This window comes from Mesorhizobium sp. B264B1B (assembly GCF_020165765.1).
Taxonomy (GTDB): domain Bacteria; phylum Pseudomonadota; class Alphaproteobacteria; order Rhizobiales; family Rhizobiaceae; genus Mesorhizobium.
In genome coordinates this window covers 247,359-262,988 of sequence record NZ_JAIUIS010000003.1, presented here as the reverse complement: position 1 = coordinate 262,988, position 15,630 = coordinate 247,359, and the positions used below count along the sequence as shown (strand labels likewise).

Here is a 15,630-nt window from a genome sequence, read left to right as displayed (position 1 = left end):
GCGTCCTCTCGTTCCAGCCAGAACTCGTCGGGGATAGCCATGTTTCGAGCCGCTTCGTCTGCCGCAGCCTTTCTGCTTGCCGGCGTCCTTGCCGCCCATGCCGGCGGCGATCCGGCACTGGGCAAGAGGGTCTTCAACCGATGCATGGCCTGCCATGAAGCAGCGAGCGACCGCGACAAGGTCGGCCCGCATCTGATGGGTGTCGTCGGCCGCGCCGCCGGCAGTGCCGAGAGCTTCCTCGGCCATTACTCCGAAGCGATGAAGAGTGCAGGCGCCGCCGGTCTCGTCTGGGACGAGGCCAACCTCGCCGAGTATCTGAAGGCGCCGCGGCAAAAAGTGCCCGGTAACAAGATGGCCTTTGCCGGCCTGAACAACGACGAGGACATCGCCAATGTCATCGCTTATCTGAAGGCCGATCCCAAGCCCTGAGCCAGGATTATTCCGTCCCCGCGATGGACGCCGAGCTGCCACCGTCCTCACCGCGCTCGATGCTCCGTCGGATTTCAGGCATTCGTGGCAGCGGGGGACTGAATGCCTGGCCGACATCCGCCGACGTTGAAGTTCAATGACAGTTGAACCACGCGTATTCCAAACGATCCTTTCGCCATGATCGCGGATCGATTGCGTTTCAAGGGCGTGGGCAAGGTTTTTGTTTTCGAAGCGCCCCTGTCTTCACGTCTTTCAATCCCCTGAAGCCCCACATATATTCGCCGCTGTTCGCAATCAGCGACCTGATGCCGGAGCGGGAGGCCCTTATGGCGACATTGCAGAATTTCGATGCCGAAATTGCCAGGACCAAGCAGGTCGTCCAGGACATGCGCACCAAGATAGACCAGTCCGGCGCCGTGCTCGACAAACTTGCCACCGCCGACAAGAAGATCGGCGACGCCAATTTCGATATCGAGAACGCCCGCATCGAAGACGTGCTGAAGCAGCAGAAGGTGATGGAAGGCAATATTGCCGACCTGATCATCGGGCTGGAGGACGCCACCAACGTCTTCGGCGCCGAGTTCGAGAGCATGAAGAACTACACCGGCTGGGAAAACTTCATCGGCATCTTCTCCAGCCAACGCAAGCAGCGTCTGCGCACCGACCGCGTCCGCAACATGTCACTGGCGGGCAACCTGCAGGAATTGCTGGCCAAGTCCGACACCATCGTCGGCATATTGAAGGCGCAGAAAGAAGTCCTCGACCAGCGCTACAAGACCTCCGAGACCAGCCTGTCGCAGGTTATCGAGCGCCGCAAGGCCACCATGTCCAACCTGGAAACCGTGCAGAAGCGCATCGAGGAGCTCAATCCGATGCTGCTCGACATCGAAAACAAGATCGCGGCCTCCACCAGCCAGAAGGAACGCACGCAGCTCGAGGGCGAACGTTCCAAGCTCGCCACGGAATACAATGAGAAGCAGGCCAAGGAACAGGAATTGCTGGCCGAGAGCCAGACGCTGGAGCGCTACACCTCGATGTTCCAGACCTTCGTCGATTCGCTCAACAACCAGATCGCAGCACAGTCGACCCTGATCAACAAGCTGACCATCGACACCGAGCAGCGCATCGTCCTCTACAAGGCGCTGGAGGATTCGCTGAAGACCGCGGCCCAGCAGGACGTCGCCCACAAGATCAACACGCTGGGCAGCCAGGTCGACAATACCGCCGAGGAGACCATGGCCGGCATTGGCGCCGCCTCGCAGAAGCACATTGGCGACCTGCTCGAGATGCATGAGAAGAACATGGTTGCCACCGCCGATATCCAGCGCCGCAAGAAACTGGCCGACGACGCCTTCGCCCGCCGTTTCGACGAAGTGCTGAAGAAGCACAATTCGGCCAATTACGTGCAGTCGTAATTGCATTGCTGCACTCGCCAATGTCGCGTTCCGTCACGCCCCCCTCTGTCCTGCCGGACATCTCCCCCTCAAGGGGGGAGATCGCTTGTGACATCGGCTTTCGCCAATCTTCAACACCGAAAAAAAATGCGAGACGAAGCAACAGCCAATCTCCCCCCTTGAGGGGGAGATGTCCGGCAGGACAGAGGGGGGTGCTTGGCACCGACTTGAGGCTAGTAGCATGATCTCCGAAAACGACGCGGCGGCGCGGTATTTCTCGGCAATCACGGCAGCGCTCAGCGGGCTGGAAGTGTTCATGCGCGACGATCGCTCGCCGCTCTACCGGCACGGCATCGTCGCCAAGATCGTCGCCGAATACATCGCCCGGCTCGACAAGTCGTTCTCCTGCTGGCGCAACCGGCTGGGCTTCATGGACACGTTCCGCATTTCGCGCGCCGAAAGCGGATTCCCGGTGTTCCAGAACCTGCTCGAGCTCGAAAACGACCGCCGCCAGGCTGACACGCGGCTCGCCAACATCCCACTGGCCGACGAATTGCGCGAGGAGATGGCCGACTTCATCCTGCGCCACAAGGAATTCCCCCAAGCGCTGCAGAAGTCGATGGCCGAGAGGCTTTATCTCGAGGACGTCAAGAGCGAGCAGACCTTCGGCCCCTTCACCCTGGCGCAGACGGCCAAGGTTTCCGTCAATCCGAAGACGGCGCGGCCCTACTACCTGGTCCATTGGGCGACCTTCGACGGCAGCGCCAACCTGCCGCTGGTCTACATGGTGACGGTGGAAGATTCCTCCGAAGACATGATCCGCCAGCTCGTCGACCGCAATGGCAAGCTCAACGACCAGATCGACATTCCATTGCCAGTCGATGGCCTGCTCAATCCCGAGCTTGCCCATCGCTTCGACGATTTCACCGAGAAGAACTCGGCCTATACGCTGTCGCCGGCAACGATCGCCGTCAATCTCGACAAGGACTTCGAGCCGCTGCACCCCAAGCAGCTTCGGCGCGTCGTGCTCGGCCCCTTCTATTCGGCCGGGATCACCGACAACAATTCTACGGTGACCGAGGTTCTGGCCAAGGTGCGCAAGCCGGAGAACGCCTGGCTGCTGACCTGGACCATCCAGGAGGTCTATTCCAAGGGCGAGAAGCCCGGCCGCAAGGGGCTGTTTTCGAGCGAGAAGACGACGCAGGAGTTCTTCATCAACACCGACGACCTCGAGGCCGCGCGCCAGGGCGTGTCGAGCTACGAAAAGCACGCATTGATCCCGCACGAGGCCTACCAGGCGCTCTATGCCGCCGGCGAGGCGCAGAAGATCTTTTCCGGCTACAAGGTCCATATCCTGTCCAACGGACAGGTCATCTCGGACGTCTGACCGTCACACCACGGAGCAACCTTCATGGATACCGGCCTGACCACCATCCCGGAAGCGGCGATCGAGGAGCACCGCGCCACCGCGCAGAGCTTCATCACCCGCATCGTCGTGCTGGAAGACCCGTCTAGCTCCTCCGGCACCGCGCTTGCCGGCACCAATCGCCGCTTCGTCTCCACCGTCTCTGTCGGTTCGGTGCGCCGCACGCGCGAGGTCGAGCTGGCGAAGACCGTCGGCGCCGTTCACCCCGACGACCAGTTGCTGACCATCCCGCAGCACACACTTTTGTTTCGCGCCCGGCGCGGCACGGCGCTCGCGCTCGCCATATCGGATGTTTTCGCCGAAGGCTCGGATCTCGAAAGCCTGCAGGCCAGGAACACCCGCGCTCCCCTCGAAGGCGACGAGGCCGCCACGTTCAAGAAGCTTCTGTCGGCCTCGGCTTACATTGCCGCCTTCAGCCTGTCCTCCTATCTGTTCCAGCTCATCGACAGCGACGGCGAGGCGCCCAACGACATTCCCGAGCCGGATTTCCTCTTCGACACGCCGCAGGACGCGGTGAAGTCGATCCTGGCCGGTCTCGACAAGGCGATTTCGGGCGCATCCGACGATGCCGACCTGATGACCAGGGCGCGCGCCTTCGCCCGTGTCGCCATCGACGGCCTCCTGGCGCGAAAAGGCCGCTTCGACGGCATCGGCCCATTCGAGAACGCGCATATCCGCATCGATGCCGACGATTTCACGCTCGACGGCTTCGACGTCGCGCCGGGCAAGCGTTCCAAGCCGCTGGTGATGACCTTCAAGAAGCCGGAAGAGGTCGTCGGCAACCACATCGCCAAATATCAGTCGGTCAAGCTCGCAAAGATGCTGATGGCCTATGATTTCGAGCGCGAGCTGAACCCGTTCGTCGAGCTCGGCGGCTTCCTGTTCACCTTCATCGGCGACGGCGCGCCGGGCACCGGCAAGACGACCCTGATCCAGATGATTGCCGGTCTCGTCAATGGTTACTGCCAGGTCGCCGGTTATCCCTTCGCCTACGAGAATTTCGGCGTCGACCAGATCTCGTCCTATCAGGGCAAGTCCGGCCAGAACTGCCGCCAGTTCATCAACAATGTGTTGAACCCGCGCGTCATCGGTTTCGGCACCATCGACGACGTCGACCAGGTGGCGGCGCGCCGTTCCGACGACCGCGCCTCGGCCGGCCAGCAGGAGATCACCGGCGTGCTGATGGACGCCTTCGCCGGTGCCGCCACAGTGGTGCGCGGCAACTGCTCGTTCGGCATGTTCTCCAACTATCCCGAAAATGTCGACGATGCGCTGCGCCAGCGCGCCGGCGCCCGCTGGCTGGTCGACGGGCCGCAGACGCGTGACGATTACATCGACATTTTCGTGCTGCTCGCCGGCAAGAACCACAAGATCCCGCTCGGCGACCACGAACTCTACGCCGCGCAGGAGATCCAGCGCGCCGTGGCCGAAGCCTATGAGGAGCACGAGAAGCCGCAGGAGGACGGGCTGATCCGGGTCCATGAGCGCTACATGAAGGAGAATGGCGCGCCCAAGACCATGGCCGACATCGGCACCTATCTGCACCTGATCAAGCAGGCCGAGCCGCGCTTCACCGGCCGCGCCATCAAGAACGTCACCGACGCCATCAAGATGCGCGCCATGGACATCGAGCTTCCCGACGACTGGTTCGAAAAACCAGAGGTTTTCATGCACAAGAGCTATGACGAGAAGAAAGTGATGATCGAGCAACTGCGCGGCCCGTTCTCGATGGACATGGTCATGCAGGAGATCAACCGCTACGCCGACAGCGAGTTCCGCTACTCCGACAAGTCCGACGACTCCGCCGTGGAAAAGCTACTGCGTGACGCGCGGCTGCGCGAACGGGCAGCGCGTGAGATGGAGGAGATGAAGAAAAAGGGGCTGTGGAATGCGTGATGCGCTCCGGCCTTTCCTTCTCCCCTTGTGGGAGAAGGAATAATGGCCCGCAAACCCGATCTCCTGCGCGACAACGAGCTCATTTACGGCCGGCTGCTCGTCGTCGACGAGCCGCATCTCATCGAGCGCTACAACAAGGCGCTTGCCGCCTTTGGCCTCGAGCCCACCAAGCTGAAGAGCTTCCAGATCGACCGCACCGGTTTTTCGCCGGAAGTGGCGGAGGAATGCGGCGACTACGGCTACCTCGATCCCAATGAGGTCAACCGCCGCTTCATCATCCTGACGCCGTCGCAGATCGACCTGCCGGTGGTGCACACCGCCTTCTCCAACACCTCGCAGCTGATGTTCGAGTTCATGTCCAGGAATCAGCGCGCCATCGACGCGCTGACCATCAAGGATGTCATCTACGGCGAGATCGAGGATTCCATTCCCAAGGTCAACGATATCGAGGATCTGCTGTCGATCAACCAAGTCGAGTTCAAGGTGCTGTCGGCCGAAGATGTGCTGGGCAAGGCCGCGGAGCTCGGCAAGCTCGTCGACCGCCTGAAACAGGAGCCTGACGCCTGGCGCGACAACGCCATGCTCACCCGCATGGTGGAACTGGCCAAGATCTGCGGCGATATCCGCGAGAACGCGCTGGTGCCCGACCAGGTAATCTTCCGCCACAACGCCTACTGGACCAGTCATTTTGGCGGGCTTTACGTGTTCGTCGACCCCGACATGACGACCGTCATCAGCGATCCGGCGGCCCCCGGTTTCCGCCGCTCGCGGCCGTGGCAGGTAAGCTATCTCTCGATCAAGGACGCCGACAAGGTGTTCAAGTTCCTCGCCGCCACCGGCCGCATCGAACTGCCGCGCGCCTCCTGGATCGAAGCCTCGGGCTATCTCGAGCACCGCGCCGAGATGGTGGTGCGCGCGCTGATCCGCGACGCCGAGCCGGATCGCAATCTGACCGACGTCGACAAGGTCTGGCTGCAGACCTGGATCCAGGGCCATGCCGACCTGATCACCAGGGACGGCAATTTCCCCTTCCTCAACGCCGCCAAGCGCGAGATTGCCCAGCTCGGCCATCTCAAGATCGAGGATGTGTTCCCGCAGCAGCGCTTCCTGGTGGTCCGCGCCAAGCCCGACCATCCCGACGCCTGGCTGACCAACCGGCTGATCTCGGATTTCGTGCCGTCGGACTTCGTCTCGCGCTACGTCTTCAACAAGCAGGGCTTCTACAAGGACTATGAGGGCTTCAGCGACGCCTGGCGATCGCATGTTGTGGACGTTCTGAAAACCACATATCTGAAGGACAAGGTGGCGTTCCGCACGCGCCTCTACGGCCTGACTGACTAGAACGAAACCGGCCGTCATTTCGTTCTAACTTGTTGTTTTGGCGCATGATGTTATCCAAAAGTCCGCAACTTTTTGACATTATGCCTTGAGGGGTGACACAGCCATGCTCGATCCGATCGTGAACTTCTTCGTCAGGATTTTCCAATGGATCGGCCGCGGCATCGGCCTCCTGATCGGCGTCATCTTGTGGCCGTTCATGTGGGCCGGCCGCTGGTATGCGCAGCGCGGTTGGATCCTCAAGGCCGTGCTCGGCCTCGCCCTGTTGGTGCTGCTCGGCCTCTACGCCAATTTCTTCTACGCCACCCAGTGGTGGAATAATTTCAATCCGAGCTATCCCGACACCTACACGTTCGAGAAGCGCAACATCTCGGCGGGCGAACAGGTAGCAGCCGGTGCCGGTGCCGACACTGCCAGGACCTGTGGCAACTCCGGCATCGCCCAGATTGCCGCCGATTTGACCGACTTCAACGTTAACCAGAATGCCTGGATCTCGTCGATGATCCTCTACAAGCTCGGCCTGTTCGGCATCAGCTGGGACAACACGCCGTGGATGGACAACAAGGCCTCGTTCCAGCGCGGCATCAACCAGGCGGTGCGCCGCACCGCGACCGAGCTCGCCGACAATCTCGGCCGTGTGCGCACGACATCGCAGATCGACGCCGACCTGCAGGATGCGCGCGGCAATCTGCAGTTCGACGAGTACACCTGGTATTTCGGTGTAAGCCCGTTCGGCCCGAAGACGCCGACCCCGAGCTATTATCGCGACGCCGTGCGCAAGCTGCGCTCCTTCAACGCCCGCCTCGCCACCTGCCAGGCCACCTTTGATGCCCGTGCCGACAATCTGAAGCAATATATCGACCGTATCGCCAGCGATATCGGCTCGACCTCGGCCATCCTCAAGGAACGTGCCGAAAACCATAACAATGGCTGGTTCGATTTCCGCGCCGACGACCGCTACTGGTTCGCCTATGGCCAGCTCTACGCCTATTACGGACTGATGAAGGGCGCGCAGGCCGACTTCGAGGACGTCATCAAGGAAAAGCACCTGCAGAGCCTGTGGGATACGATGGACGCGCAGTTCGTCTCGGCGCTGCGCATCCAGCCCTTCATCATCGCCAATGGCCGCGAGGACGGCTGGCTGCTGCCCACGCATCTGACGACCATGGGTTTCTATGTGCTCAGGGTGCGTTCCAACATGGTCGAAATCAGCAACGTGCTGACGCAGTAGGGCCGGTCGGCCCAATGCATGTCACCCAAAAGTGGTCCGGCCTGGGAAGAACGATATGCATGGAAACAAATGCCTGAAGCGCGATGCGCTTTAGGCCGGCGATGGCGGATTTGCGCCGCCGTGTCTGTCGCATTCCGTGCATTGCGCGGCTGTTTTGAGACGGCGGACGCGTCCCCGCTCTGGCTTCTATACGGCGCGGCAAGCGGAGCCAGAAAGAACCGGAGGCAGGTCGGCCCGCCGCAGAGGAATTTTCTTCATAGGAAACATAGTTGCATGAAAGTTGACGCCACGGCAGCGAGAGGGCTAGAACATGCCCTTGCCCGCGCGGCGTATCGAACATGCACCAGTGATCAACCCGTCCCCTCCACCGTCCAATCCAGAGGAAAGCCGTCATGGCAGAAGTGAAGTCCGACATCGAGATCGCCCGCGGTGCGAAGAAAAAACAGATCCAGGAGATCGGCGCCAAGATCGGCATCCCGACCGAACACCTTTTGCCCTATGGCCATGACAAGGCGAAGGTCTCCGCCGAATTCATCAAATCGGTGAAGGGCAACAAGGACGGCAAGCTGATCCTGGTCACCGCCATCAACCCGACCCCGGCCGGCGAAGGCAAGACGACCACCACCGTCGGCCTCGGCGACGGCCTGAACCGCATCGGCAAGAAAGCGATCATCTGCATCCGCGAAGCCTCGCTCGGTCCGAATTTCGGCGTCAAGGGCGGTGCGGCCGGCGGCGGCTACGCGCAGGTCGTGCCGATGGAGGATATGAACCTCCATTTCACCGGCGACTTTCATGCCATCACCACGGCGCACAACCTCCTGTCGGCGTTGATCGACAACCACATCTATTGGGGCAATGAGCTCGGCATCGACACCCGCCGCGTTGCCTGGCGCCGCGTCATGGACATGAACGACCGGGCGCTGCGCGAGATCATCTGCTCGCTCGGCGGCGTCGCCAACGGCTATCCGCGCGAGGCCGGGTTCGACATCACCGTCGCTTCCGAGGTCATGGCCATCCTGTGCCTCGCCACCGACCTGAAGGACCTGGAGAAGCGCCTGGGCGACATCATCGTCGCCTATCGCCGCGACAAGTCGCCTGTCTATGCCCGTGACCTCAAGGCCGACGGCGCCATGGCCGTGCTGCTCAAGGACGCCATGCAGCCGAATCTGGTGCAGACGCTGGAGAACAATCCGGCCTTCGTGCATGGCGGCCCGTTCGCCAACATCGCGCATGGCTGCAACTCGGTGGTCGCCACCACGACGGCGCTCAAGCTTGCCGACTACGTCGTCACGGAAGCCGGCTTCGGCGCCGATCTCGGCGCGGAAAAATTCTTCGACATCAAGTGCCGCAAGGCCGGGCTGAAGCCGGCGGCGGCGGTCATCGTCGCCACCGTACGCGCCATGAAAATGAATGGCGGCGTCAAGAAGGAAGACCTCGGCAAGGAAAACATCGAGGCGGTGAAGAAGGGCTGCGCCAATCTCGGCCGCCACATCGAGAACATCAGGCAGTTCGGCGTGCCGGCGGTAGTTGCCATCAACCACTTCTACTCCGACACGGATGGCGAAATCCAGGCGATGAAGGATTATGTCGCCTCGATGGGCGAAGAGGCGATCCTGTGCAAGCACTGGGCCAACGGCTCGGCCGGCATCGAGGATCTCGCCAAGAAAGTGGTGGCGCTGGCCGAATCCGGTGCCTCGCAGTTCGCGCCGCTCTATCCCGACGCCATGCCGCTGTTCGAGAAGATCAACACCATCGTCCAGCGCATCTATCGCGGCTCGGAAGCGATCGCCGACAAGTCGGTGCGCGACCAGTTGCACGCCTGGGAGCAGGCCGGCTACGGCCACTTGCCGGTCTGCATGGCCAAGACGCAGTATTCCTTCTCGACCGACCCGAACCTGCGCGGCGCGCCAACCGGCCACACCGTACCGGTGCGCGAGGTCAGGCTTTCGGCGGGTGCCGGCTTCGTCGTCATTATCTGCGGCGAGGTCATGACCATGCCCGGCCTGCCCAGGGCGCCGTCGTCGGAAAAGATTTTCCTCAACGAAGCCGGCCAGATCGAAGGCCTGTTCTAGAAATCCTCAATTCCAAAAAGTGCAAAGGGCGCCGCAGCGATGCGGCGCCCTTTGTATTTCCGCAGACGACTACGCAGCGTTGCGAGCCAGCGCCCGCTGGTTGGAGCCGAAGATCGTATCGCGTTCCGGCAAGGTGCCGGTCTTCAGGCACTCGATCCATTCGGCGGTCTTGAGCACGGCGGCGAAGCGCGACTGCAGGATGATTGTCACCACGCGGTGGATCTCCTCGGCCGAGGCATAGCCCGCGCTGTTGGCGTAAGGCACCGAGCCGGTCGCGTCGGACAGGAACTCGACGGCAAAGCCCATATGCACGGCATGGATGATGGTCGACAGGTCGCAATTATGCGTCATGTAGCCGACCACCACGATCGTATCGATGGCGTTGGCGCGCAGCCACTCTTCGAGATCGGTGCCGGTGAAGGCGGAAGGCAGCGTCTTCTCGACATAGTGGTCGCGTGGCCGCCTCGATATCTCGGGATGCAATTCCGCGCCATGGCTGCCCTTGGCGAAGATTGGCGACGTCTCCGGCGCCATCTGCTTGACGACCACCACCTTGATGCCGGCCGCTGCTGCCGCGTCCATTGCGCGCGCCACGTTGACGACGCTGTCGCGGAACGGCGGATGCTGGATGGCGAGATTGCCGCCGTCATAGTCATTCTGGACGTCCACGACGACGAGCGCGCGGCGCGGCGTCTTGCTGGCTGGTTCGGACATGATGCATTCCTTTCAGGCTTGATGTGATGCCCGAGCATAGGTCCGCCACCATCGGGCGAAAGTGGCCCGATTGACATCATTCGAAAGAATTGGGACAATCCGCATAACCCCGCGCAGAAATCCCCGGAAGACATGACCCACCAGATCGTCGCCGTCCTCGCCTTCGACGGCATCAGCCCGTTCCATCTCTCCGTGCCTTGCCTGGTGTTCGGCGAAGATCGCACATCGTTCGGCCTGCCGCGCTTCGACTTCCGCATCTGCGCGATCGAGGCCGGTCCCGTCCACACCGAGGCCGGGCTGAGCGTCGCCGCGCCCCATGGGCTAGAGGGCCTCGATGGCGCCGACATCATCATCGTGCCGAGCTGGCGGGATCTCGAAGATCCGCTGCCGGAACCGCTGAGCCAAGCATTGCGGCGGGCCCACCGCAATGGTGCCCTGATCGTCGGCCTTTGCCTGGGAACATTCGCAGTCGCTGCTGCCGGACTGCTTGGCGGTCGGCGTGCGGCCACGCATTGGGCCTATGCCGAGCGGCTTCAGAAGCTTCATCCCGACATCGCGGTGGATGCCGAGGTGCTCTATGTCGACAATGGCGACGTGGTGACGTCGGCCGGCGTCGCGGCCGGGCTCGACTGCTGCCTCCATATCGTTCGCGCCCGCTACGGCGCCGAGGCAGCACTGCGGCTCGCGCGGCAGATCGTGCTCTCCCCGCACCGGCAAGGCGGACAGGCGCAGTTCATCGAGCGCCCGCTGGCGAGGAGCGCCGATACCGACAGGTTCACACAAGCACTCGACGCGGTGCGTGCGACGCTCGGCGATGCGCACAGCTTGGACCGCGTCGCCGAAGCCGCCGGCATGACACGGCGCACCTTCACCCGCCGCTTCCAGAAATCGATCGGCACCAGTTTCGGCGATTGGCTGATCGAGCAACGGCTTGAACTGGCGCAGCGTCTGCTCGAGGCGACGGAAAAATCGATGGACGTCGTGGCCTTCGAGGCCGGCTTCGGCAGCGCCACCTCGCTGCGCCAGCATTTTTCGGCGCGTCTCAGGACCTCACCGGCGCAATACCGGCGTGAATTTTCCAGGCGGGCCGACCAAGGCGACCGGTCGCCGCACGCGCTTTCGCACTGAGCGCCCGCCGAGCACTCAACCGCGTTTGACCGCCAGCGCCGGATTGCCGACCACCGTCATGTTCGCGGGCACGTCGCGCGTCACCACGGCGCCGGCGCCGACGATGGCGCCCCCGCCGATGCTGATCCCAGCCAGGATGACCGCGCTGCCGCCGATCCAGGCATCGGCACCGATCTCGACCGGCCTGGCGATTTCCAGCCCGGCTTGTCGCCCCGCGGCCTCCCTGTGATGCTCGGCGCAATAGATCTGCACATTGGGGCCGAGCAGCGTTCCCTTGCCGATGCGCACGCTTGCCGTGTCGAGAATGATGCAGCCGGCATTGAGAAAGACGCCGTCCCCGAGAAAGATGTTGAAGCCATAGGCACAGTGGAACGGCGCCTCGATGCGGGCGCCCTCGCCCGCGCCGCCGAGCAGATCCCGCAAGGCAGGCCCGATGTTGCCGCGCTGACGGGGCGCAAGCGAATTGTGCTCGAATACGGCGCCCGCAGCCACGCCGCGCAGCGCCTCCAGTTCGTCATCCATGCACGTATACCACTCGCCCGCCGCCATTTTTGCGCGTTCGCTCTCAGCCATGCGGTGCCTCCGTCATCATTGCCACGCACCGTTGCGGCGTAAGAGAGCGCCTATGCAAGTACTGGCCAAATACCGGACCTATGGTAGCCTGCCTTTTCAGGGCTGTCCCGGCCCGGGATCGAGGGGGATGAACATGCTTTACATTCTTGCACTTCTGATCGGGGTCATTGCCGGCCTGCGCGCCATGACCGCGCCGGCCGCCGTCGCCTGGGGCGCCTGGCTCGGCTGGCTGCCGGTTGCCGGCACCTGGGCAAGCTTCATGAGCCACTGGGCCGCTGTCGGCATTTTCACTATCCTGGCTATCGTCGAGCTGGTCACCGACCAGTTGCCGTCGACGCCGAGCCGCAAGGTGCCGCAGCAATTCGGCGCCCGTATCCTGCTCGGTGCCTTCAGCGGCGCTGTGATCGGCGCCACTGGCGGCGCCACCATCGTCTGCCTGATCGCCGGCGCCATAGGGGCCGTTATCGGCACGCTCGGCGGCGCGGAGGCGCGCGGCCGGCTGGCGGCCGCCTTCGGCAAGGACCAGCCCGCGGCCTTCATCGAGGACGCGGTCGCGATCGTTGGCGGCCTCTTGATCGTGGCGGCGGTGGCATGACGGCGAAAACCTTCGATGCCATCGTCATCGGTGCCGGCCAGGCCGGCCCTCCGCTGGCCGGCCGGCTGACGGCGGCCGGCATGAGCGTGGCGCTGATCGAGCGCAAGCTGGTCGGCGGCACCTGCGTCAACACCGGCTGCATGCCGACCAAGGCCATGGTCGCCAGCGCCTATGCCGCGCATCTCGCGCGGCGCGCCGCGGACTATGGCGTGACCCTCTCCGGCCCGGTCGGCGTCGACTATCCCAGGGTCAAGGCGCGCAAGGACAAGGTGTCGAACGACGCCCGCGGCAATCTGGAAACCTGGATCGCCGACATGGATAAATGCACGCTCTATCGCGGCCATGCGCGTTTCGAATCCGCCAACACGGTGCGCGTCGGCGATGATCTCCTAACCGCCGGCAAGATCTTTCTCAACACCGGCGGCCGCGCATCGTTACCGGATCTGCCCGGCATTCACGACATCGACTTTCTCACCAACTCTTCGATGATGGACCTCGACGTGTTGCCGCGCCACCTCGTGGTGGTCGGCGGCAGCTACATCTCGCTCGAATTCGCGCAGATGTTCCGCCGCTTCGGCGCGGAGGTCACGATTATCGAAAAGGGCTCGCGGCTGATCGGCCGCGAAGACGAGGATGTGTCCGACGCCATCCTGTTGATCCTCGAAAACGAAGGCATCGCGGTCCATCTCGGCGCCGACGCCATAAGCTTCGCCAGGCAGGGCGAGGATATTGCTGTTGCCTTCTCCGCCGGCAAGCCGCCGGCCGTCGGCTCGCATGTGCTCCTGGCTCTGGGGCGAACGCCCAATACCGACGATCTCGGCCTCGACCAGGCCGGCATCGAGGTCGACAAACGCGGCTTCATCACCGTCGACGACCAGTTGCGCACCAGCGTGCCCGGCATCTGGGCGATGGGCGACTGCAATGGCAAGGGCGCCTTCACCCACACGTCCTACAACGATTACGAGATCGTTGCGGCCAATTTGCTCGACAATGATCCGCGCAAGGTCACCGACCGCATCGAGGCCTACGCTCTGTACATCGATCCGCCGCTCGGCCGCTGCGGCATGACCGAGGCGTCGGTGAAGAAGTCGGGACGCCGCGCGCTGGTCGGCCAGCGGCCGATGACCCGTGTCGGCCGTGCCATCGAGAAAGGCGAGACGCAAGGCTTCATGAAGATCCTCGTCGACGCCGACACAAGGGAAATCCTCGGCTGCTGCGTGCTTGGCCCCGGCGGCGATGAAGCCGTGCATTGCGTGCTTGATCTGATGTATGCCAAGGCACCTGTGGACACGCTGGCGCGCGCCATGCACATCCACCCCAATGTCTCGGAACTGCTGCCTACCATCGCCCAGGAGTTGAAGCCGCTGGTCTGAACTCCGGCTCAGCCGGTCGGTTCGGCCGCTCGGCCGGGTTCGGTCAGGGTCGTCTAGCCCGGCAGGGCACGGCACAAGCACCGCTGCCAGTGCCTCTTTGCTCTCCGCTTTCTGCATTGCTGCATTGCTGCAATGGCGCTTGTGCGCCATGGGGCGCTCGCGCAGTTTCCATTTGAACCGATTCAGTCTGGACCTCCCATGCCTTTGCCGATCCTTGCGCTTGCCATTGCGTCCTTCTGCATCGGCACCACCGAATTCGTCATCATGGGTCTGCTGCCGGAGGTCGCCGCCGACCTTGGCGTGACCATTCCCGCGGCCGGGCTGCTGGTCACGGGCTATGCGCTGGGCGTGGTCTTCGGCGCGCCAATCGTGGCGATGGCCACCGCGCATCTGCCGCGCAAGCCGGTGCTGGTCGGACTGGCCGCACTGTTCGTCGTCGGCAACCTGCTCTGCGCCATCGCGCCCAATTACTGGATGCTGATGGGCGCGCGCGTCTTCACCGCCTTCGGCCACGGCGCCTTCTTCGGCATCGGTTCGGTCGTCGCCGCCAGCCTGGTGCCCCGCAACAAGCGTGCCAGCGCCATCGCGCTGATGTTCGCCGGCCTGACGCTGGCTAACATCCTCGGCGTTCCCGCCGGAACGGCGCTTGGCGAAGCCTTCGGCTGGCGCGCCACCTTCCTGGCGGTGGTCGGCATCGGGCTGATCTCGGTCGCGGCGATCGCTTGGCTAGTGCCGCCGGATGTCACTGAACCAAGCGGCGACGGCTTGCGCGGCGAATTGCGCGTGCTCGGCAAGCTGCAGGTGTGGCTGGCCATGCTGATCGCGGCGCTCGCCTCAGCCAGCCTGTTTGCCGTCTTCACCTACATCAAACCCTATCTCACCGACGTGTCCGGCCTCTCGACTTCAGCGGTCACCTGGGTGCTCTTGCTGTTCGGCGCCGGCATGACCATCGGCAACATCATCGGCGGCCGGCTGGCCGACTGGAAGCTGATGCCGACGGTCATCGGCACGCTGCTGCTGCTGGCGGTCCTGTTTGTCGGCTTCATGCAGTTCGGCGCTATCGCCAGTGTCGCCATAGGCATCGTCTTCCTGTGGGGCATGCTCGTCTTCGTCGTCGTGCCGCCGTTGCAGATCCGTGTCGTGGAAGCCGCTTCCGAGGGACCGAACCTTGCCGCCACGCTGAACCAGGGCGCCTTCAATGTCGGCAACGCCAGCGGCGCCTGGATCGGCGGCGTGGCGCTCTCCTGGGGCGTTTCCTATGCCAACCTGCCGCTGGTGGGCGCGGCACTCGCTCTGCTGGCGGTCGCCGTGGCCGTTGCCTCGCAGGCACTGGACCGGCGCGCTCCGGCCGTCGCTCTTCAGCCTGCCGCGTAGTAGCTGCTTGCGCCCATAGCGCGACAGCCTGGACCAATCGACAAGCGCACGATCGAAGAGGCATGTCCTTCTCGCCTCTCGACGGAG

General features: G+C 63.3%; 13 protein-coding genes. 11 read left to right on the top strand and 2 right to left on the bottom strand.

The window, feature by feature from the left end:
* The first annotated feature begins 39 nt into the window (after positions 1-39).
* The 7 genes from LB547_RS07875 (at position 40) to LB547_RS07845 (ending at position 9,786) form a co-directional block, all read left to right on the top strand.
* Positions 40-429: a c-type cytochrome gene (locus LB547_RS07875; RefSeq protein ID WP_140496063.1), complete on the top strand. Its 390-nt coding sequence runs from the start codon at positions 40-42 to the stop codon at positions 427-429.
* A 326-nt stretch (positions 430-755) separates the two neighbouring features.
* A complete protein-coding gene (locus tag LB547_RS07870) occupies positions 756-1,844 on the top strand; it encodes a hypothetical protein (RefSeq protein ID WP_140496064.1) in 1,089 nt (362 codons plus the stop codon).
* 220 nt (positions 1,845-2,064) lie between these two features.
* Positions 2,065-3,210, top strand: a complete 1,146-nt coding sequence (locus LB547_RS07865) for a hypothetical protein (protein WP_140760123.1) — start codon at positions 2,065-2,067, stop codon at positions 3,208-3,210.
* 24 nt (positions 3,211-3,234) lie between these two features.
* A complete protein-coding gene (locus LB547_RS07860; RefSeq protein ID WP_140760108.1) occupies positions 3,235-5,145 on the top strand; it encodes an AAA family ATPase in 1,911 nt (636 codons plus the stop codon).
* A 42-nt stretch (positions 5,146-5,187) separates the two neighbouring features.
* Positions 5,188-6,486, top strand: coding sequence for a DUF6638 family protein (locus tag LB547_RS07855; protein ID WP_140516948.1), 1,299 nt, complete (start codon positions 5,188-5,190; stop codon positions 6,484-6,486).
* Positions 6,487-6,589: 103 nt separating this feature from the next.
* Positions 6,590-7,714, top strand: coding sequence for a DUF2333 family protein (locus tag LB547_RS07850; protein WP_140516950.1), 1,125 nt, complete (start codon positions 6,590-6,592; stop codon positions 7,712-7,714).
* 392 nt (positions 7,715-8,106) lie between these two features.
* Positions 8,107-9,786, top strand: coding sequence for a formate--tetrahydrofolate ligase (locus tag LB547_RS07845; protein WP_140496069.1), 1,680 nt, complete (start codon positions 8,107-8,109; stop codon positions 9,784-9,786).
* A 69-nt stretch (positions 9,787-9,855) separates the two neighbouring features.
* Here LB547_RS07845 and LB547_RS07840 read toward each other — a convergent pair whose 3' ends face one another.
* Positions 9,856-10,500, bottom strand: coding sequence for a cysteine hydrolase family protein (locus LB547_RS07840; protein WP_140516952.1), 645 nt, complete (start codon positions 10,498-10,500; stop codon positions 9,856-9,858).
* 132 nt (positions 10,501-10,632) lie between these two features.
* On the opposite strand from LB547_RS07840, the gene LB547_RS07835 reads away from it, so the two are divergent.
* A complete protein-coding gene (locus tag LB547_RS07835; protein WP_140675606.1) occupies positions 10,633-11,628 on the top strand; it encodes a GlxA family transcriptional regulator in 996 nt (331 codons plus the stop codon).
* Between the two features lie 15 nt (positions 11,629-11,643).
* Here LB547_RS07835 and LB547_RS07830 read toward each other — a convergent pair whose 3' ends face one another.
* Positions 11,644-12,201 (bottom strand): sugar O-acetyltransferase, encoded by a 558-nt coding sequence (locus tag LB547_RS07830; protein WP_140675609.1) that lies wholly within the window; start codon positions 12,199-12,201, stop codon positions 11,644-11,646.
* A 133-nt stretch (positions 12,202-12,334) separates the two neighbouring features.
* On the opposite strand from LB547_RS07830, the gene LB547_RS07825 reads away from it, so the two are divergent.
* The 3 genes from LB547_RS07825 (at position 12,335) to LB547_RS07815 (ending at position 15,543) form a co-directional block, all read left to right on the top strand.
* Positions 12,335-12,796, top strand: coding sequence for a DUF4126 domain-containing protein (locus tag LB547_RS07825; RefSeq protein WP_140516958.1), 462 nt, complete (start codon positions 12,335-12,337; stop codon positions 12,794-12,796).
* Entirely contained in the window at positions 12,793-14,169 is a 1,377-nt protein-coding gene (locus tag LB547_RS07820; RefSeq protein ID WP_140675612.1) for an FAD-containing oxidoreductase, read from the top strand. The genes LB547_RS07825 and LB547_RS07820 overlap by 4 nt, the downstream gene beginning before the upstream one ends.
* Before the next feature lie 198 nt (positions 14,170-14,367).
* Positions 14,368-15,543: an MFS transporter gene (locus LB547_RS07815; RefSeq protein ID WP_140675615.1), complete on the top strand. Its 1,176-nt coding sequence runs from the start codon at positions 14,368-14,370 to the stop codon at positions 15,541-15,543.
* Positions 15,544-15,630 lie beyond the last annotated feature (87 nt).